Origin of the sequence: Nitrococcus mobilis Nb-231 (genome assembly GCF_000153205.1) — a bacterium.
Lineage (GTDB): Bacteria > Pseudomonadota > Gammaproteobacteria > Nitrococcales > Nitrococcaceae > Nitrococcus > Nitrococcus mobilis.
The window spans coordinates 1,216,965-1,235,680 of sequence record NZ_CH672427.1 but is presented as its reverse complement, the minus strand read 5'-3'; the positions used below and the strand labels follow the sequence as shown (position 1 = coordinate 1,235,680).

General features: G+C 60.2%; 18 protein-coding genes. 7 read left to right on the top strand and 11 right to left on the bottom strand.

Annotated elements, in window-relative coordinates:
* Positions 1-10: 10 nt before the first annotated feature.
* The 7 genes from NB231_RS05665 to NB231_RS05635 all read left to right on the top strand — a co-directional run bounded on the left by NB231_RS05665 (position 11) and on the right by NB231_RS05635 (position 10,300).
* Positions 11-622 (top strand): Maf family protein, encoded by a 612-nt coding sequence (locus tag NB231_RS05665; RefSeq protein WP_005000491.1) that lies wholly within the window; start codon positions 11-13, stop codon positions 620-622.
* 3 nt (positions 623-625) lie between these two features.
* Complete coding sequence (gene rng / locus NB231_RS05660; RefSeq protein WP_005000490.1) at positions 626-2,092, top strand: ribonuclease G; 1,467 nt, start codon at positions 626-628, stop codon at positions 2,090-2,092.
* 84 nt (positions 2,093-2,176) lie between these two features.
* Entirely contained in the window at positions 2,177-5,971 is a 3,795-nt protein-coding gene (locus NB231_RS05655; protein WP_040661906.1) for a YhdP family protein, read from the top strand.
* Positions 5,958-6,821, top strand: coding sequence for a carbon-nitrogen hydrolase family protein (locus NB231_RS05650; protein ID WP_005000483.1), 864 nt, complete (start codon positions 5,958-5,960; stop codon positions 6,819-6,821). The genes NB231_RS05655 and NB231_RS05650 overlap by 14 nt, the downstream gene beginning before the upstream one ends.
* On the top strand, positions 6,814-8,274 hold the full coding sequence (tldD, locus tag NB231_RS05645) for a metalloprotease TldD (protein WP_005000482.1): 1,461 nt from the start codon (positions 6,814-6,816) through the stop codon (positions 8,272-8,274). Before NB231_RS05650 ends, tldD begins: the two co-directional genes overlap by 8 nt.
* A 33-nt stretch (positions 8,275-8,307) precedes the next feature.
* Positions 8,308-9,669: a metalloprotease PmbA gene (pmbA, locus tag NB231_RS05640; protein WP_005000481.1), complete on the top strand. Its 1,362-nt coding sequence runs from the start codon at positions 8,308-8,310 to the stop codon at positions 9,667-9,669.
* A gap of 292 nt (positions 9,670-9,961) precedes the next feature.
* Positions 9,962-10,300 (top strand): hypothetical protein, encoded by a 339-nt coding sequence (locus tag NB231_RS05635; protein ID WP_005000480.1) that lies wholly within the window; start codon positions 9,962-9,964, stop codon positions 10,298-10,300.
* A gap of 24 nt (positions 10,301-10,324) precedes the next feature.
* Here the strand turns inward: NB231_RS05635 and NB231_RS05630 are convergent, their stop codons facing one another.
* From NB231_RS05630 to NB231_RS05580, 11 genes are all read right to left on the bottom strand, one after another.
* Positions 10,325-10,612, bottom strand: a complete 288-nt coding sequence (locus tag NB231_RS05630; protein WP_005000479.1) for an HPr family phosphocarrier protein — start codon at positions 10,610-10,612, stop codon at positions 10,325-10,327.
* A gap of 56 nt (positions 10,613-10,668) precedes the next feature.
* A complete protein-coding gene (rapZ, locus tag NB231_RS05625; protein WP_005000476.1) occupies positions 10,669-11,535 on the bottom strand; it encodes an RNase adapter RapZ in 867 nt (288 codons plus the stop codon).
* Positions 11,532-12,377, bottom strand: coding sequence for a hypothetical protein (locus tag NB231_RS16660; RefSeq protein ID WP_198007239.1), 846 nt, complete (start codon positions 12,375-12,377; stop codon positions 11,532-11,534). Before NB231_RS16660 ends, rapZ begins: the two co-directional genes overlap by 4 nt.
* A gap of 208 nt (positions 12,378-12,585) precedes the next feature.
* Positions 12,586-13,056: a PTS IIA-like nitrogen regulatory protein PtsN gene (gene ptsN, locus NB231_RS05615; RefSeq protein ID WP_005000471.1), complete on the bottom strand. Its 471-nt coding sequence runs from the start codon at positions 13,054-13,056 to the stop codon at positions 12,586-12,588.
* Positions 13,057-13,155: 99 nt separating this feature from the next.
* Entirely contained in the window at positions 13,156-13,482 is a 327-nt protein-coding gene (gene hpf, locus NB231_RS05610) for a ribosome hibernation-promoting factor, HPF/YfiA family (protein ID WP_005000470.1), read from the bottom strand.
* A 16-nt stretch (positions 13,483-13,498) separates the two neighbouring features.
* Positions 13,499-14,980, bottom strand: a complete 1,482-nt coding sequence (locus tag NB231_RS05605) for an RNA polymerase factor sigma-54 (RefSeq protein WP_005000469.1) — start codon at positions 14,978-14,980, stop codon at positions 13,499-13,501.
* Between the two features lie 130 nt (positions 14,981-15,110).
* Positions 15,111-15,860: an LPS export ABC transporter ATP-binding protein gene (gene lptB / locus NB231_RS05600; RefSeq protein ID WP_005000468.1), complete on the bottom strand. Its 750-nt coding sequence runs from the start codon at positions 15,858-15,860 to the stop codon at positions 15,111-15,113.
* Positions 15,857-16,426: a lipopolysaccharide transport periplasmic protein LptA gene (gene lptA, locus NB231_RS05595; RefSeq protein WP_005000467.1), complete on the bottom strand. Its 570-nt coding sequence runs from the start codon at positions 16,424-16,426 to the stop codon at positions 15,857-15,859. Before lptA ends, lptB begins: the two co-directional genes overlap by 4 nt.
* On the bottom strand, positions 16,407-16,976 hold the full coding sequence (lptC, locus tag NB231_RS05590; RefSeq protein ID WP_005000466.1) for an LPS export ABC transporter periplasmic protein LptC: 570 nt from the start codon (positions 16,974-16,976) through the stop codon (positions 16,407-16,409). The genes lptA and lptC overlap by 20 nt, the downstream gene beginning before the upstream one ends.
* Positions 16,969-17,526, bottom strand: coding sequence for a KdsC family phosphatase (locus NB231_RS05585; RefSeq protein WP_005000465.1), 558 nt, complete (start codon positions 17,524-17,526; stop codon positions 16,969-16,971). The genes lptC and NB231_RS05585 overlap by 8 nt, the downstream gene beginning before the upstream one ends.
* Entirely contained in the window at positions 17,526-18,539 is a 1,014-nt protein-coding gene (locus tag NB231_RS05580; RefSeq protein ID WP_005000463.1) for a KpsF/GutQ family sugar-phosphate isomerase, read from the bottom strand. Before NB231_RS05580 ends, NB231_RS05585 begins: the two co-directional genes overlap by 1 nt.
* Positions 18,540-18,716 lie beyond the last annotated feature (177 nt).

Genomic DNA, 18,716 nt, shown 5'->3' with positions numbered 1-18,716 from the left:
GAGGTTTGACATGGAGTCGCAAGCGCTGCCCGATATCTATCTCGCCTCTGCTTCGCCGCGCCGCCGACAGCTGCTCAAGCAGCTCGGCGTGCATTTTGCTGAAGTCCAACAGGATATCGAGGAAACTCCGCAGCCGCGTGAGAGCCCCGAGGTGTTTGTATTGCGCTTGGCATTGGAAAAGGCCCGTGCTGGGCTGCAGGCGTTGCCGGAGGATCAGCTCAGACCGGTTCTAGGGGCGGATACAGTGGTGGTTATCGACGATGAAGTTCTTGGCAAGCCGGCCGATGAAGCGCAGGCTATGGCGATGTTGCGGCGGTTATCCGGGCAGGTTCACCGCGTGCTCACCGGCGTTGCGCTCGTTACGCCCGACCATGAGGCGACGCGCTTGTCCGTGAGCAACGTAACGTTCCGCCCGCTCCAAGCTGAGGAGCTACACGCTTACTGGCGCAGCGGTGAACCCTGCGATAAGGCTGGTGGCTACGCCATTCAGGGCCGGGGCGGGGGGTTCGTCGCGCACTTGGATGGCAGTTACTCTGGCGTCATGGGCTTGCCGCTGTTCGAGGTTGGAGACCTGCTCGCCGAGTTCGAGATCGCCTATCAGCGACACTGGGGCTCCGGATAAATCGTGAGCCAAGAGATATTGATTAACGTTACACCTCGTGAAACCCGGGTCGCGGTGGTGGAAAACGGTGTTTTGCAGGAGATCTACATCGAGCGGGCCTGTCGACGTGGTTTGGTGGGCAATATCTATAAGGCGAGCGTCTCACGCATACTGCCGGGGATGCAGGCGGCGTTTCTCAATGTAGGGTTGGTACGCACGGCCTTTCTGCATGCCTCAGATATTACCTGTCCTGCGACGCCGCACGAATCGGGCAGCGTCCCAGTAGCCGACATCACCGACTTGCTCAAGGAGCAGCAGCATGTCTTGGTGCAGGTGATTAAGGATCCGATTGGCACCAAAGGCGCCCGTTTGACCACCCATATCACCATTCCCTCCCGGCTCATGGTTTTGCTACCCGATAACCCGACGGTGGGTATTTCCGCTCGGATCGAAGAGGAGGCCGAACGGGCACGGCTGCGCCGTATCGGCGAGGCGTTTGTCGCGGCCGGCGAGGGTTGCGGCTATATATTGCGCACGGCGGCGGAAGGCGCTACCGAGGAGGCCTTACGATGCGATCGGGACTTTCTGGGTAAGCTTTGGAAATCGATCCAGGTGCGCAGCGATTTGGCTCAGCCCGAGACGCTCATCCATGGCGATCTGCCGCTTGCGCTGCGCGCCTTGCGGGATTTGATCACCGAAGGCATCGCTAAAGTATGGGTGGATTCCTGGGAGACCTACCAGAAAGTGCAGGTTTTCTGTGAACAGTTTTTGCCGGACATCGCGGAACTTATAGAGCACTACCAGGGTGAGCGCCCGATTTTCGATCTCTATGGGGTGGAGGACGAAATTCAACGTGCGTTGGAGCGCCAGACCCAGCTCAAATCAGGCGGTTACCTGATTATCGATCAGACCGAGGCGATGACGACGATCGACGTTAATACGGGGGGGTATGTCGGCCATCGAACCTTGGAAGAGACGATCTTCAAGACTAATCTCGAAGCAGCTCAAGCTATAGCCCGACAGCTGCGGCTGCGCAACCTCGGCGGGATCATTATCATCGATTTTATCGATATGGAGGAAGAAGATCATCGGCGTCAGGTGCTGCGCGCGCTCGAGAAGGCCCTTGAGCGGGATCATGTGAAAACCCAGATCAGTGGCGTCTCGGCATTGGGCCTGGTGGAGATGACCCGTAAGCGTACCCGAGAGTCGCTGGAACGGGTTCTGTGCGAACCGTGTCGAACCTGCGCTGGGCGCGGTAGCCTCAAAACCGCCGAAACCGTCTGTTACGAGATTGCGCGCGAAATCCTCCGGGAAGCGCGGCAGTTCGATGTCCAGAAGCTATTGGTGTTGACCTCCCAAGAGGTTGTCGATCTCATCCTCGATCAAGAAAGCGATACCCTTGCCGAGCTCGAGAGCTTTATCGGCAAACCGATCGAGTTCCAGGCCGAGCCACTTTATACCCAGGAACAGTTCGACGTGGTTTTGATGTGATCGTTCGGCGGCGCAAGCACGGGATGGCTGGCCCGTGCCGGCTGGGGGGGCGCAACGGTTGGCGCTCGCCCGGGAGTCATTACTTTGTCGTTGCATACGGCTAAGCGGGTCCGCGCGGGATTGCTCTATGGCGTTGCGGGCGTATTGGTCGCAGTGGCGATTGCGTTGACGGCGCTGCGGTTGGCGCTTGCTTATGCCCCGGCTTTCCACGGCGAGCTCGAGGCGTTGCTCACGCAGTGGCTGCATCGTCCAGTGGCGATTGCTGCGCTGGATGCGCACTTAGTCGGATTTACCCCAACGCTGGTCCTACACGAGGTACGCATCGGCGGCACTTCGAAGCATCCAGCCGATCTGGCGACGAGCCGGTTCGAAGTCTCGATTGACTTGGGGGCGATGCTGCGTAGCCTTCAGCCGCGGTTTGTCGAGCTGCGCGCCGATCGGCTTGAGGTTACGCTGAGGCGCCATGCCGATGGGCGTATCTCCCTTGGTGAGCAGGCGAGCGATGCGGGCAATCGGTTGTTTGCACTCATATCGCGCCTGCGCCTGCGGGATGCCTCGGTCAAGTTGATCGATCAGCGCCGGGGCAAAATCTGGCGGTTGTCCAAGCTCCATGCTTGGTTTTGGCACGACGCCGGGGACGCCCGTCTAGCCGCCCATTTCCTACCGGTGCAGCCGCACATGGCGAAACGGATGGAGCTCGCCGTAGGTTGGCACGGCTCGCCTCGTTCCTTGGCTGAAGTCAACGGCTCGGGTTATCTGCGCTTGCGCGAGGCGCGGTTCGGCCAAATCGGCGCGGTCTTGTCACCCGTTTGGAGCGTGCCGGTGGTTGCCGGGCAAGCCGATGCTCAGGTCTGGTTGAGTGTACGCGGGGGGCGACCCGAGCGAGTTTCAGTTGATGCCAGTGCCTGGGGGCTGGAGCTCAGTGGGGCCGAGGGGACGATGCGGTTTCGGCGCTTAGCCGGGCGCGGCCACTGGCAGCGTACGGATGACGGTTGGAATCTCGATATCAATGCCTTGCAGCTGCAACGGCCGGGCGCAGCGCCAGGCTCGCCCGGTAATGTATCAGTTCGGTATGCGATCAATGTCGAGGGTGCGGCGCTGTGGCGTGTTCGTGCCACAGCGCTACGGCTTGGTGATTTGGCCGCGCTGGCGCGTGACAATGATCGAGTGCCGTCGAACTGGCGCCGGCGGCTCGCACAATTGGCCCCTCAGGGCGCGCTCAGCGAGGCCGCTTTGGTATTGCAGGCCACGGACCGAGTGCAGCGCTGGCGCGTGAGCGGGCGCTTCCAAGGTCTTGCGCTAGAGCCGGCTGAGCGGTTGCCGGGTCTGACCGGCGGAGCCGGTCGTTTCCTGATCAGCGAGCGTGGCGGTCGATTCCGGCTCGCTGCGCGCGACACGAACCTTAAACTGCCTGAGCTCTTTTCCCGACCGCTCGCGCTGCAGCGCCTGCAGGTACAAAGCGAATGGCGGGTCAGCGAGGGCCGGCTGCGGTTGGCAATCCCTCGGCTGCAGGCGAGCGATGCAGGCGGTGAGTTGGATGCGCGGGTGGGATTATGGTTCGGCGCGCGACAGGGTCCATTCATCGATGCGCGCGCCCACCTGCGTCACGGTGAGGCCGCTCACATCAGGCGTTATCTGCCGGAGCGGGTACTGGCCAAGGGGTTGACCGAATGGCTGCAGCACGCGATACACGGCGGTCGTGTCCAGGCTGACTTGGTGCTGCGTGGTCGGCTCCACGATTTCCCCTATCGCACGGGCTCGGGGGTATTCGAGGTGCGCAGCCGGATAGACGAGGCGAGTCTGGCTTATCATCCGAATTGGCCGATGCTGCATGGACTGGGTGGCCGGTTGTTGTTCCGCCGGGGGGTGTTGCGAGTCGAACTTGATCGCGGTCGCATTTATCGCAGCGGATTGACCCATGCCACGGCCACTATACCCGATCTGATGCAGCCACGGCTTAAGGTGAGTACCCATTTTACCGGTCCAGGCGGCGATTTGCTGCGTTTTCTAGGCGAATCGCCATTGGCTGATGATCATGCGGCCGCATTGCGGCGGCTATCGCTTGCGGGGCAGCAACGGCTCGATCTACAGCTCGCTGTGCCGTTTGGCGGCCGACCGATCAAAGTCGCTGGCCGCATCGATCTGGACCGGGCACGGTTGGCGGCGCCACCCCTCGGATTGGTTATCGAAGATCTGACGGGGCGGGTCGGTTTCGATGAGAATGGTGTGCACTGGGATCGGCTGCGCGGGCGTTTCAGCGGCCATACTTTGATGAGCACGGCCGCCACGACTGGTGCGCCGCGGCGGATTCGGATCGAGACGCGGTTCCGTTCTTCGGTGGCGGATCTACTCGGCGCTGATAATCCGCTCGCCGCGCAGCTTCCTGGCACTACGGACTGGCGCTTGCGGATCGAAGGGAACGGTTTTCGCTCTACTGAGCGGCGCTTGGTTTTGACTTTGGAATCCGCGCTGCGCGGTGTGTCGGTGAATTGGCCCCAACCGTTGGCGAAGCCACAATCGACCTCCCGGCAGCTCAAGATCCGAACGCGGTTGGACGCGGCAGCGGGTCGAGGACCGATTCGTGTACGTTATGGAGATTTGGGCTCCGCCGTTCTTACCTTGACGTCACGCACGTGGAGCGTGGAGCGGCTTGGGGTGCGTTTCGGCAGCGGTCCGGTGCGGTTGCCTAAAGGCCCGGGGACCGAGCTATCCGGAACGTTGGAGCAGCTTGATTTGGCCGCGCTGATCGGCTTGGGATCAGGACAAGAGACGCTCAAGCTGCCCTCGTTGCAAAGCGTCGATTTGCGCCTCGGTACGCTGTTCTGGGCGGATGCGCGGCTCGTAAGTGCGCTGCATTTAAGCGCAGAAAAACGATCGGGCGACTGGTTCATCCGGCTCGCGGGTCCGAATGCCGCCGGCTGGGTGAGCTGGCCGCAACAGGGGATGGGCCGAGCGAGGGTGAGTCTTGCACGGTTGCATCTGGCCGGATGGCCTGAGTTTGGTACCGAGCGTGATCGGCTCGCGCCGAATGCACTGCGCCTTCCCGGAATCGATTTGGACATCGCGGCCCTGCGGCTGGGTACCGCCAACTTCGGCCATCTCCGACTAAGTCTTGCTCGGGTGAGTGGTGGGCTGGTGTTGGAGACGATGAATTTGACTGGGCCGGTGCTCAAGATCAAAGCGGCCGGTCGATGGGATGATAACGAGCCGCGCGGTCATTCGACGATAGAACTCAACGTGGCCAGTGAGGATACCGGCAAGGCGCTGACGCTGTTCGGGTTCGCACAGGCCATCGGCAAGGGTAAGACCAACGCACAGGCACATTTGCAGTGGCCTGGTACATTGCTGGATTTCCGAGTGGCAGATATCGCCGGGAGAATACGATTCACCGTTCGCGACGGTGCGCTACTCAAAGTTCAGCCCGGAGCCGGGCGGATTTTCGGCCTACTCAGCGTGGCGACTTTGCCGAGACGGCTGATGCTGGATTTCTCCGATCTTTTCAGCAAAGGTTTGGCATTCGACCGGATGGAGGTCCATTGTCGCCTTGAAAGTGGCGCGGCGCGGCCTGAAGTATTTTATATTGACTCTCCCTCGGCCTATATCGAGGTTTCCGGACCGATTGATTTGGTGAAGAGGGAATACGATCAGACGGTTACCGTAATCCCACATGTCTCCTCCGCGGTGTCATTACTCGGTGGCTTGGCAGGTGGCCCGATAGTGGGGGTGGCTTTGTTTCTGACTCAGAAATTATTTCAGACAGGCATGGCGCAGATGGTCCAGAACCAGTATCGGATAACCGGCCCGTGGGAGCATCCGCGGATCGAAGGCATGGGACAAGCGCGAGCCGAGGTGCCAGGGGGGAGGGATGACTCAAGATGAAGCGCGCCTGGTGGCCATTCAAATGGTCTCGGGCGATGGTGTCGCGGCGAACCTCGAATCGGCCGATCGCCTTATCGCCGAGGCAGTGGCTGGCGGTGCCGATTTGGTGGCGTTGCCGGAGAATTTCGCCTTTGTCGGTCGCGATGAAACGGGCAAACTGGCTATAGCGGAACCGGATGACGGCGGTCCAATCCAATCTTTCTTGGCGGAGCGGGCGCGTCGTCATGGCATCTTTCTGGTCGGTGGTACGATACCCTTACACACTTCCGATCAGCGGCGGGCGCGGGCCGCCTGTTTGGTTTATGGACCCAGCGGTGAGCGCTGTGCGCGCTACGATAAGATTCATCTGTTTGACGTAGCCGTAAGTGCCGATGAGCGGTATTGTGAATCGGAAACACTGCAAGCGGGCAACAATGCGGTGATTTTCGACACCCCATTCGCCCGCGTGGGTCTGGCCGTCTGTTATGATTTACGGTTTCCCGAGCTCTTTCGTGAGCTGGTGGCGCGGGGTGCGGAGCTGCTGGTGGTGCCCTCGGCATTTACGGCGCTCACCGGTGCCGCGCATTGGGAGCTTCTGGTTCGTACGCGGGCAGTAGAGAATCTGTGCTATCTGGTGGCTCCAGACCAGGGCGGGGAGCATCCCAATGGCCGCCTGACCTATGGCGAGACGTTGATTGTGAATCCATGGGGGCGGATTCTAGGCCGCCATAGTCGCGGCCCCGGTCTGGCCCAGGCTCGAATGGCTCGCGCTGAGCTTCGGGAAACGCGCCGCCGCTTCCCGGCGCTCGAGCATCGTCGCCTAGGCGTGGCTCTGCCAGCGGCAAGGTCGACGGAGGAAGGCAATGTCTGACGATACGATGCAGCACAATCTGAATCTGGCGCGCCAGAGCATTTTGGCTCCAGCCGAACTGAGCGAAACCGATCTGGAGCGGGTTTTCGGACGCTTGATGGGACCCAAGGTCGACGCCGCCGATCTTTATTTTCAGGTGCAGCGGCATGAGGCATGGGTTCTGGAGGATGGGATTATCAAGGAGGGCAGTCGCAGCCTCGATCAAGGTGTCGGCGTGCGAGCCATCAGCGGTGAGCAGACCGGGTTCGCCTATTCCGATGAAATCATGTTGCCGGCCCTGCTGGAGGCCTCCAGTGCCGCGCGAGCCATTGCCCGTAGCGGTGGCGACGGGCGGCTCCAAGCCTGGAAGGCGGGCGAAGGCTTGGCACTGTATCAGCCGCTCAACCCCCTGGACAGTTTGAGCGCCGATGAGAAGGTGGCGCTGCTGCGCGAACTCGATACCGAGGCCCGACGCCAGGATCCGAGAGTAGAACAGGTGGTCGTGAGCCTGGCCGGTGTGCATGACGTGGTTCTGGTGGCCACCGGCGATGGCCGGTTGAGCGCCGATGTTCGCCCCTTGGTGCGGCTCAATGTCACTGTCCTGGTCGAACAGAACGGGTGTCGTGAGAGCGGTAGCGCCGGTGGTGGCGGGCGAACCGGATACGAGTGTTTTCTCGACAGTGAGCGCGTCAAGGGATATGCCCGCGAGGCGGTGCGCCAAGCGCTGCTCAACCTGGAAGCGGTCGAGGCCCCGGCGGGGACCTTGCCGGTCGTGCTCGGCCCGGGTTGGCCGGGAGTGCTGCTGCACGAGGCTGTTGGGCATGGTCTCGAGGGTGATTTCAATCGCAAAGCCACTTCGGCCTTCGCGGGGCGTCTCGGTGAGCGGGTCGCCTCGCCGCTCTGCACAGTAGTCGATAACGGGACGTTGTCTAGCCGGCGTGGCTCACTCAACATCGATGACGAGGGCACTCCGACCCAATGCACCACCCTGATCGAGCGGGGCGTGCTTACCGGCTATATGCAGGACAGTCTCAATGCCCGGCTGATGGGCATGCGCCCGACCGGAAACGGTCGGCGGGAGTCTTATGCCCATCTGCCGATGCCGCGTATGACCAATACCTACATGCTGGCTGGACCGCATGCCCCGGAGGAGATTATCGCCTCGGTGGAGCGCGGTCTCTATGCCGTTAATTTCGGTGGCGGGCAGGTCGATATCACCTCAGGCAAGTTCGTTTTTTCCGCCAGCGAGGCTTATCTCATTGAAAATGGACGTGTTACTCGTCCGGTCAAAGGCGCGACATTGATCGGCAATGGGCCGGACGTGTTGACCCGAGTCAGCATGGTGGGCAATGACCTTCAGCTTGACAGCGGCATCGGAACCTGTGGTAAGGAAGGCCAAAGCGTGCCCGTCGGGGTGGGACAGCCCACTCTTAAAGTGGATGCGCTTACGGTTGGGGGAACGCAGGTTGATTAGGTGATACGCCGAGATTTTAGACAGGAGGGTTGGATGACGGAATCTGCGTTGAGTCCGGCTGTGCAGCGCCAGTTGCCAGCCAAAGCCGAGCTTGCCGAGCCGCTTGGTGAAGCGCTCGAGGAGGCTACTCGGCAAGGCGCTACGGCAGCTGAAGCCTCCGTCAGTTCGAGCTTCGGTCTGTCGGTCAAGGTTCGCCAGGGCGAGGTGGATACGCTAGAGCACATGCGTGATCGTGGTTTGGCGATTACCGTTTATTTCGGCCAGCGTAAGGGAACGGCAAGCTCGGCCGATTTTAGCCGTGCCTCGTTGGTCGAGACGGTTCGTGCCGCATGCGATATCGCGCGTTATACCTCCGAGGATCCTTGCGCCGGCTTGGCCGACGCCGCGTTGATGAGCACGGATGCGCCAGATCTGAGGCTCCATTATCGCTGGGATATCGAGCCGGAGACGGCGATCGATTTGGCTCGCGAATGCGAAGCTGCCGCACTCGGAGTGGATCCGCGCTTGACCAACTCCGAGGGCGCCGAAGTCTCGACCCACCAGGGGATTCACGTTTACGGCAACACTCACGGTTTTCTGGACGGCTATCCGGCTTCCCAGCACAGCATCAGCTGTGCGGTGCTCGGCCGCAGCGGCGAGTCCATGCAGCGTGACTATTGGTACACGACTGCCCGTGATCCGAGTGCGTTGCAAACGGCCACAGTCGTTGGGCAAGAAGCCGGTCGGCGTACCGTGCAGCGTTTGGGGGCGCGCCGACTCTCGACTCGCACGGTACCGGTTCTTTTTACGCCTACCGCCGCACGCAGCCTGTTCGGCCATTTTCTCGGGGCGATCCAGGGCAGCAGTTTATATCGCAAGGCCTCTTTTCTGCTCGACTCGCTGGATACGCAAGTATTTCCGAATTGGCTCAGCATCGAGGAACAACCGCATTTACCGAGCGCTTTGGGTAGCGCACCGTTCGATGGGGAGGGAGTGGCGACACGGCCTCGCACTCTGGTCGAGCAAGGTATGCTGCGCGGCTATGTGCTGTCGAGTTATTCGGCTCGAAAGCTCGGAATGAAAACGACGGGCAATGCGGGGGGGATCCATAATCTAGTCGTTCATCCCGGCGCTATGGATTACTCGCAACTGCTCCAGGACATGCATCAGGGGCTGGTGGTCAGTCATTTGATGGGGCAGGGGGTAAACTTGATAACCGGCGATTACTCCAGGGGCGCTGCTGGTTTTTGGGTGGACAAGGGTGAGGTGGTCTATCCGGTGGAAGAAATCACCATCGCAGGTCACCTCAAAGAAATGTTCGAGCGCATTCGAGCGGTTGGCCTAGATGTCGATATCCGTGGCAACATACGCACCGGTTCCGTATTGGTCGAGGGTATGACCGTTGCGGGCGAGTAGTCGGCGTTGACTTCGAGCGTGGGGATGTTGCCCGCGCAGTGGCGAGTGGCTGACCGACCGTGCGGTCGGCTAAATCGACCCTACCTACGGTGGTAGACCCGCTAACGAGTGTCGTTAAGACGCCGGGCAAAGGCGGTTTGCCTTGGTGCGTGGACGGCGCGCGAATAAAGCTGCGTTCAGCTCACGGCGACTGCTTTGGCCAAGGAATTTCGAGCGGCGGTTTCGCTCGGCATGGACCGATTGAGGCTTCGGTAGCGCCGTCAACGCACAAGGTTAGACGAAGGGGAGAAGTATGAAGTTTCGAGAACTGCTCGAAACCTGGGAGAGATCAGCCGGGGAGCGGCGCACTTTGGAAGTCTATTCGGTGCGCTTGCCGGTCCATGACGCAGCCAAGCTTGCCGCGCTTGCCGAGATGTTCCCAGGGCGCTCGGAGCAGGACATTATTACCGATTTGCTCTCCACCGCACTCGACGAAATTGAGGCAGCTTTCCCCTATGTGCCGGGCGACCGAATCGTGGCCGAGGACGAACAGGGTGATCCGATCTACGAGGATACCGGGCTGACACCGCGTTTCCAGTCCCTCACCCGCAAGCATCTGCGGTGTTTCGGCGCTGATTTCGATGAGGGGTAAGCCGATTGGAAGCGGGGCGGGCTATTATTCGGTTTCGCCAAAGTGCCCATCGACTAATTCAGCCAATGTGGCGAGGGCCTCCTGAGCGTCTGGCCCGCGGGCTAGAATCAAGAGCTCCGTTCCGCAACAGGCCGCAAGCATCAACAGACCCATGATGCTCTTGCCGTTGACCTCCTTGCTGCCGCGCTTGATTCGTATCTCGCTATGAAAACGCGAGGCTATGGAGACGAAACGGGCAGCGGCCCGAGCATGCAGGCCGAGCTTGTTGGTGATCCGAATCTCGCGTATGAGAAATTCGTCGTTATGTGTCATGTCCAAATTGGCATAGGGCTTTTGTCAGCCGTACTCCATTGTGCCCCCGACATTGTTTACACGCAGCCATGTGCGAGCTCCCGGTGACGAATGGTGACGCTGGCCCTGCGTGTACGGAAATGATCGGCCAATCGATTCGCCAGATAAACGGAACGATGTTGGCCACCGGTGCAGCCGATGGCGACGGTGAGGTAACTGCGGTTTTCGCGTTCGAAGTGTGGAATCCATTCATCGAGAAAATCCTCGACTTGGCGATAGTAGCGTTCCACGTCCTGCTGTGCGGCGAGATAGCTGATTACGGCCGTATCCAAGCCGGTGAGCGAGCGCAGCTCAGGCTCCCAATGCGGATTGGGAAGGCAGCGGACATCGAATACATAATCGGCATTCGGTGGGAGCCCTTGCTTGTAGCCGAATGACTCAAACAGCAATGATAGCGAATAGGGTTCGCGGACGAGGCGTTTGCGTACCAGATCGCGCAATTGATGCACGGTAGTCCGGGTGGTATCGATAATGAGGTCGGCCCGCTCCAGTATCGGCTTGAGCAACACGCGCTCGCGCTCAATGGCCTCCGAAAGAGGGATGTCAGGGCCGCTGAGCGGGTGGCGCCGGCGGGTCTCGCTGAAGCGTTTGAGTAACGTAGCATGCTCCGCATCCAGCGCCAGAATTTCGCAATGGATGTCCCGAGCCGTTATCTCCTGCAGAATTGTTGGGAACCGAGTCAGATCTTTGGGGCTATTGCGCGCATCGATGCCGACGGCATAATGCTGGCTCGCGGCGGTCTGGGTTTCCGTGACATGGCGAGCAAACGCGCTTAGCAATCCCATCGGTAGGTTGTCGATGCAATAAAAGCCGGTATCTTCGAGTGTGTTAAGCGCGATGCTTTTGCCCGACCCGGACAGTCCGCTGATAATCACTAGTCTCATACCGGCTCCGGCATCCGTTCACTAACTGATTCCAGCACGGAATCCCTGACGCCACCGCGAGCTTGGATCTGGCGCACTGCGGTCTCGATGAGCAGCGCTCGCGGTCGCCGATTGGATAGGGTCAGCCGGAGTAGACTACGACCCAGCCAACCTTGTGTCGCCCAGGCGCCAGTCAATGGGTCGGTGGGGGGTGATTGGGTCGTGAGCGCCACGAGCAGCCGAATAATGGCGCTCGATGTAACGGCTGTCTCGCCGAAGAGTTCATTGACCTTCAGTAGCCCCAGCCCATGTACCGCTAATTGACCGTGGAGTGGTCCGGGTGCGCTGCCCAGCAGCGCGCCGCTGGCATGTGCTTGTATGCGGACCGCGTCATCGGTTATCAGCTGGTGGCCGCGTTCGAGTAGCATCAAAGCGGTTTCGCTTTTACCCACACCGCTTTCGCCTTGGAGCAGTACGCCGTAGCCATGAACTTGGACGAGCGTTCCCGGGCGCGTCAGATCGAGCTGTGCATCGAGCAGTTTGCGGATGCGGGTGAAGGCCACCGAGCTGGGCAGTGGAGTGCTGATAACCGGCGCCAGCAAACGCTCGTGGCGGTGAGCCCTATTGCTGTCGGCGGATTCGATCCAAAGAAGGGGTGTTGGTGTGGAATCGAGCTCGGGCCGGCTCGGTATGAGCCGAATCGGGGCTGGTGTCTCTGGGCCGGCCCAACAGCCCGCTGTTTCGGGCAGCTGCAAGTCGGTGGGCAGCTCCGATACCGCCGGCCTCGGGGTATCGGCATCTAAGGCGCGAGCGAGTATGGCACAGTCGAGCCGGGTGTCCCCTAAATTGTTTGTATCAGGCATTCCCTTTCTCCCGACCGGCTTTAAACGAGGGGCTACCGCGGGAGCGACCAAACCGATCAATTTTGGTCGTGCGCTCGCCACGTAGACCGATCCCACTCGCTTGCGCTCATTGGCGCAAACCTTGGCCATAAGTGCTTTTGACTACGTGCTCCCAAATCAGCTTAGTGAAAGTCGATATTGGGGACGCCTTATGCGGCTCGAAGCCGGTTCAAGAGCCTGGTGAGTCGGCTTGCCAGCGCATGATATGTTGGTACATTTCCTCCACACTTTGACTGCTTCGCAACCGTTCGCAGAACGCGTGATCACTGAACAGTTCCGCCAAAGCCGCAAGAACGCGCAGATGCTCGTCGGTGAAATGTTTCGGTACGATCAAGGCGAACAGCAAATCGACCGGCTGTTTATCGATCGCATCGAAATCGACCGGCTGGCCCAGCCTGATTAGCGCGCCTCGCGTTTCTTTGATGCCATCAACGCGGGCATGCGGCAAAGCCACGCCTTTGCCGAGTCCGGTACTACCCAATCGCTCCCGCCCGATCAGATGTTCGAAAATCGTTCTGTCCGTCGGCTCGCCTTCGGTTTGGGCGAGGAGCACACTGAGTACTTCCAGGCTGCGTTTCTTGCTGGTTACATGGACCCCACAGCGAATTCGCTCGGGGACTAACAGATTGACGACATTCATTGCCCCCTGCCTCAACGGATGAGATTTGAGGCGTGTCCTGTTCACGGCCTCACGCGCTGGCCAGGATCGATCAGGAATCCCGGCCAGCCGCTCATTACGTTACTGTTCGAGGGCTTGGCTGACCGGGCCCTCGCGGCGATGGTGGTCCGCACGTTTTTCCTTGTGCTTGACGACCTGTCGATCGAGTTTGTCGATCAACCCGTCGATAGCGGCGTACATGTCCTGCTCGAGCGCACCGGCATAGAGTTTAGCGCCGCTCACGTTGAGCGTCGCCTCCGCTTTCTGGTTTAGCTTTTCGACGGTCAGAACAACATGTACGTCGACCACATTATCGAAGTGCCGCTCCAGTTTGTCGAACTTCGACCCTACATAGTCGCGTAACGCCTCGGTGATTTCCACATGGTGCCCAGTAATATCGATCTGCATAACGCCCTCTTGGTGATCAGGCAAAGCGCCTGCGCTCGGTTGATGAGGCGATGCTCATGGACTCGCGGTACTTGGCCACTGTCCGCCGTGCCACATTGATCCCGTCGGCCTGTAGCTGCTCGGCGAGTTGGCTGTCGCTGAGCGGGCGTGAGGCATCTTCGGCGGCGATCAGGCGGCGGATACGGGCGCGTATCGACGTTGCCGAGCATTCCCCTCCGTCTACCGTCTGAACATGGCTCGAAAAGAAATGTTTGAATTCGTAGGTCCCGCTGGGTGCCCTGAGATACTTTTGGCTGGTGATGCGCGAGACGGTGGATTCATGCATATTGATCGCTTCAGCCACCTCGCGCAGCACCAGCGGTTTCATCGCCTCCTCGCCATATTCGAGAAAATCCTGTTGTCGTTCCACGATGCACTGTGCCACCTTCAGTAAGGTCTCGTTGCGTGAATGCAGGCTCTTGATCAGCCAGCGTGCCTCCTGCAGATGCTGTCGCATGACTGAGTTGTCACGGCTGTTATCGCCGCGCCGCACGAGCCCGGCATACTGACTGTTGACCCGCAGGCATGGGTAAGCGTCCGGATTGACCTCGACCCGCCAGTGGCCGTTTTCTTTGCGTACGAAAACATCCGGAGTAATGTATTCGGGGCGCTCACTGCTGATGCGTAGCCCGGGGCGGGGATCAAGCGTCTGGACCAGTGCTAGGGTTTGCTGAAGGGCTTGTTCATCGAGGTGCAACCGACGCTTGAGCTGAGCAAACTGGCGCTTGGCCACCAGCCCCAGGTGTCGGTCGATGAGTTGCCGCGCCGCCTCCAACCAAGGGGTCTCGGGGTCGAGTTGGTCGAGTTGCACCAACAGTGCCTCGCGCGGATCGCGTGCCGCAACCCCGACCGGATCGAAGCGCTGGATTTGGGTCAGTACAGTCTCGATCTCTTGCTCGGAGACGCCCCATTGCTCGGGAAGCACTGTGTGGATCTCGGCCAGTGAACAGCCCAAATAACCATCATCGCGAACCGCGTCGATGATGGCCTCGGCGATAGTCAACTCCCGAGTCGAGAATCGATTGAGTTGAGCTTGCCAGGTCAGGTAGTCCTGAAGCGACTGGCCACCCTCGCTTTGGTTGGCAAAAGGATCTCGTTCCTCGGCATAGCCTGGATCGCTGTAAATGGTGGTGCCGTCGTAGACGTCTTCCCAGCTCGTGTCCAGCGGCAGCTCATCACCGATTTGTTCGTTTTGTACCGTGCCTTCGTTGTCTTGTCCCGAGCCGGCCGCTCCGAGCTCAGTCTCATGTTCGCGTTCCGAAGGGCTTACGAGCAATTCCGTCTCATCGAAGCTGGTATCGGCTTCCTCGGCGAGTTCGAGCATCAGGTTGGACTCAAGCGCCTGCTGTATTTCCATCCGCAGCTCAAGGGCCGGTAATTGTAGCAGGCGTATAGCCTGCTGAAGCTGGGGCGTCATCGTGAGCTGCTGACGCAGGCGAAGTTGAAGCGACTGTTTCATGTTCTGCTATCAGTGCCGGTCAAATGCCCGTGCGGCCGTTAGTGTAATGACTGTACTTGAAACAGTATCACATTGCAGAGTAGCGCAATTGTTGATCTATTTCTTAATGGTGCCAGAAGCGGGCGCTTCGTCACAGGCGGAAATTACGTCCCAGGTAGACGGCCTTGACCTGGTCATCAGCAAGCACAGCATCGGCGGAGCCTTCGGCGATTACTCGGCCAGCGCTTAGGATGTAGGCCCGGTCGACGATCCCGAGTGTGTCGCGCACGTTGTGATCCGTTATGAGTACACCGATTCCCCGTTCGACCAAATGTCGGACGATGTCTTTAATGTCTCCTACCGAGATCGGATCCACCCCGGCGAAAGGCTCATCGAGTAGCACGAAGCGGGGGTCTGCAGCGAGCGCGCGGGCGATTTCCACCCGCCGGCGTTCACCGCCGGAGAGACTGATGCCGAGTTGATCGCTCAGGTGGCTGACATGGAATTCCTCCAATAGCGCTTCCATGGTGTGCCGCCGATCGTCCCGCGAGAGGCCGCGACGCAGCTCAAGAATGGCCATTAAATTCTGGGCAACGGTGAGCTTACGGAATACCGAGGCTTCTTGAGGTAGGTAGCCGATACCCAAGCGGGCTCGAGCATGCATAGGCAGACGGGTAATGTCATGTCCATCCAAGGCAATCCGCCCACCGTCGGTGGACACTAGCCCGACGACCATGTAAAAACAAGTGGTTTTGCCGGCCCCGTTGGGGCCGAGCAAGCCGACGATCTCGCCGCTGCGGATATAAAATGAAGCATCTCGGACCACCGGCTGTCGGCGGTAGTGCTTGGTCAGCCCGGCGGCTTTGAGTTCGTTGCCGGGTGCCGGCTGGGCTACGCTCATTGGCCTTCGTCCGCTTGCTTGGCACCGGGCCGATTGGGGTAGATGGTAATGTGGATACGCTTCGTTTTATCCTTGCCGGAGTGAGCCTCAACTTGATCCGCCTCGATATCGTAGACTACTTGATTGCCGCGAAACGTGTTGGAACCTTGCCACAACGTGGCTCCTTGGAGCAGCCGGATCCGGCGCGGTCCGGTTTCGTAATATTCCATGCGAGGCGCTTTGGCGTGCACGTATTCACTCTCACCCTCGGGCAGTTCCCGGTAGCTTGCTGGATCGCCTTCCACGATGATGTGATCAAGTGCACGGCTGTCCGGAGCATAATAAATATGCATGATCTCGCCGGTGATTCGTAGCGTCCCCTGAGTGAGCACGACATCGCCGCGGTAGACGCTTACGCCTTTGACGTTATCGATTTCGGCCTGATTCGCGCTTAGCTTGATAGGCTGGTCGCGATCGCTGTCGCGGGCCGTGCTGCTCGAGCACGGTGCGAGGAGTGCGAGCAGTGCGATCATGGCCGTGATGAGCAGAGGCCAACCCACCCCTCGCTCAGCGATTCGATGCGGCATAGTATCCCTTGGCTGCGGCGAGCAGCTGGATGCGCTGCTTGCGCAGCCAGGCTCGAGCTCCAATGCCGTCGATTCGAAAATCACGACCATAGACGGTTACCGGCGTGTCGGTATCGGCATAGTCCTCATGCGGGCGCAGATGCAAGCGTTGCGTTTTCAGCGTGATCGCTGTGTTGTCCGAACTCGCTGGACGATGCAGCCGTACGCTACCGTAGAGCTGCACTTCGCTACCACCGGCCGCTATCCGGCCATTGTCGGAGCGGCCGTACCACGGCGCCCCGGTCGGCGTGTACACGGTCCATACCGGCTGCTCGATCAACGATACGTCGGCTTGCTGGTAATGAACCATGTGCTTGCCCCGAACGTCGTAGTCGGTGCGACCGTCCGAGCGCGTGACGTGCAGATCGAAGTCAGCCAAATAATAGGTGGTTTGGGGCTGCTTGGATTGCGGTCGAATTGGGCGCTGCTCGTCGAATAGCCACCAGGCTAGCAGTGCCAGCAAGCCGAATACCACGACGGGAAACAGACGATGGCGACGGGCGCTAGCCATGTTGCTCCAGCAAATCTTGCAGACGCTCGCGCGCTGCGAGCAGTAATTCACAGACCTCGCGTACGGCACCGTGGCCGCCGCGGCGGTGAGTCTGCCAATGACAGGCTGTCGCGATCCGGGGATGGGCGCCAGCTACCGCAATACCGAGCCCTGCCATGCGCACGGCGCCGAGGTCGACGATATCGTCGCCAACGTAGGCGCACTCGAGCGTGGTGAGTTTTAGTCCCTCGCACAACGCACTCAAGGCGAGGCGTTTGTCCTGCGCGCCCTGAACGACGTGGCGAACGCCCAGTTCCCGCGCACGCCGTGCCACTGTAGCGCAGCAGCGCGCGCTCAGCATGGCAACTTCGATGCCAGAGGTGATGGCCATTTTAATGCCTTGGCCGTCATGAGTGTGAAATGGCTTTATGGCCTCGCCGTGCTGACCGATGTAGAGCGTGCCGTCGGTGAGCACGCCGTCGACATCCAAGGTCAGCAATCGAACCCGGGCCGCCCGCGCGATCACCTCAGCGCTCGGGCGTGCGCAATAGGCATCGGCGAATGCCGCCATCAAACCACACCCGCTTGCAATAAGTCGTGCATATTAAGAGCTCCGATCAGACGGTTCTCGCTGTCCACTACTAACAGGGCGTTGATTTTATGTTTTTCCATGAGCTGCAGCGCCTCGGCGGCCAAACTGTGGGCTTGAACGGTGCGTCCGCCGGGAGTCATGACCTCAGCCATGCGGGTGTTGTGGACATCGATTTGATGATCCAGGGCGCGTCGCAGATCGCCGTCCGTAAAGATCCCCAGCACCCGGCCTTCGGTATCGACCACAGTGGTCATGCCCAGTCCCTTGTTGGTCATCTCCACCAGCGCATGGCTCAATAACGTTTCTGGGGCGACCCGTGGAATGCGCTCTCCCATGTGCATGATGTCCTCTATGCGCAGCAACAGGCGTCGGCCCAGCGAGCCGCCGGGATGGGAGCGTGCGAAGTCCTCGCGGGTGAAACCACGTGCATCGAGCAACGCGACCGCCAGCGCATCCCCCATGGCCAGTGTGGCGGTGGTGCTGGACGTGGGGGCTAGGCCGAGGGGGCAGGCTTCCTCTGTGACGCTGATGTCGATGTGCACAGAGGCTGCGCGCGCAAGCGTGGAACCCGGGTTGCCCGTCAGCGCAATAAGCGGCACGTCGAGGCGCTTGATCAACGGCAGCAGGATGGTGATTTCTCGAGTTTCACCGGAGTTAGATAACGCGATGACCGCATCGCTTGCGGTGATCATGCCGAGATCGCCATGACTGGCTTCCCCGGGGTGAACGAAAAAAGCTGGCGTGCCGGTGCTCGCCAGGGTGGCGGCGAGTTTGCCGCCGATGTGCCCCGATTTACCCATGCCTGTGACGACCACGCGACCCCGGCAATCGAGCAGCAAGCGGCAAGCTCGGGCGAAGTCGTGGCCGATGCGTTGCCCGAGTGCCAGGATGGAGGCGGCTTCCACCTCTATAACAGCGCGGCCGAGTTGACACAGGTCCTCATCGGTGGTTCGACGCGCCGGCAACGGGCGGAGGGTATGCGGCTCGGTCATGGTGCACTCCTTGTGATCGACCGGTAGCGCAACGACTGTAGGTGCGCGTGTTCTGAATGAGTGCTATTGGACCCGATGGCATTGCCGATGGCAACGCCCCGTTCGCCCTTGCGGCGTGGTTTGCGCGGCTGGCAGTGGTTTGACTGTGTCGAGTCTATGCCGGATACTGCAGCCACT

What these genes read in the sequence shown, in the direction of transcription:
- NB231_RS05665 (WP_005000491.1), top strand. Translation starts at nt 11, where the DNA reads ATGGAGTCGCAAGCGCTGCCCGATATCTATCTCGCCTCTGCTTCGCCG.
- NB231_RS05650 (WP_005000483.1), top strand. Translation starts at nt 5,958, where the DNA reads ATGACTCAAGATGAAGCGCGCCTGGTGGCCATTCAAATGGTCTCGGGC.
- tldD (WP_005000482.1), top strand. Translation starts at nt 6,814, where the DNA reads ATGTCTGACGATACGATGCAGCACAATCTGAATCTGGCGCGCCAGAGC.
- pmbA (WP_005000481.1), top strand. Translation starts at nt 8,308, where the DNA reads ATGACGGAATCTGCGTTGAGTCCGGCTGTGCAGCGCCAGTTGCCAGCC.
- NB231_RS05635 (WP_005000480.1), top strand. Translation starts at nt 9,962, where the DNA reads ATGAAGTTTCGAGAACTGCTCGAAACCTGGGAGAGATCAGCCGGGGAG.
- NB231_RS05630 (WP_005000479.1), bottom strand. Translation starts at nt 10,612, where the DNA reads ATGACACATAACGACGAATTTCTCATACGCGAGATTCGGATCACCAAC.
- rapZ (WP_005000476.1), bottom strand. Translation starts at nt 11,535, where the DNA reads ATGAGACTAGTGATTATCAGCGGACTGTCCGGGTCGGGCAAAAGCATC.
- NB231_RS16660 (WP_198007239.1), bottom strand. Translation starts at nt 12,377, where the DNA reads ATGCCTGATACAAACAATTTAGGGGACACCCGGCTCGACTGTGCCATA.
- ptsN (WP_005000471.1), bottom strand. Translation starts at nt 13,056, where the DNA reads ATGAATGTCGTCAATCTGTTAGTCCCCGAGCGAATTCGCTGTGGGGTC.
- hpf (WP_005000470.1), bottom strand. Translation starts at nt 13,482, where the DNA reads ATGCAGATCGATATTACTGGGCACCATGTGGAAATCACCGAGGCGTTA.
- NB231_RS05605 (WP_005000469.1), bottom strand. Translation starts at nt 14,980, where the DNA reads ATGAAACAGTCGCTTCAACTTCGCCTGCGTCAGCAGCTCACGATGACG.
- lptB (WP_005000468.1), bottom strand. Translation starts at nt 15,860, where the DNA reads ATGAGCGTAGCCCAGCCGGCACCCGGCAACGAACTCAAAGCCGCCGGG.
- lptA (WP_005000467.1), bottom strand. Translation starts at nt 16,426, where the DNA reads ATGCCGCATCGAATCGCTGAGCGAGGGGTGGGTTGGCCTCTGCTCATC.
- lptC (WP_005000466.1), bottom strand. Translation starts at nt 16,976, where the DNA reads ATGGCTAGCGCCCGTCGCCATCGTCTGTTTCCCGTCGTGGTATTCGGC.
- NB231_RS05585 (WP_005000465.1), bottom strand. Translation starts at nt 17,526, where the DNA reads ATGGCGGCATTCGCCGATGCCTATTGCGCACGCCCGAGCGCTGAGGTG.
- NB231_RS05580 (WP_005000463.1), bottom strand. Translation starts at nt 18,539, where the DNA reads ATGACCGAGCCGCATACCCTCCGCCCGTTGCCGGCGCGTCGAACCACC.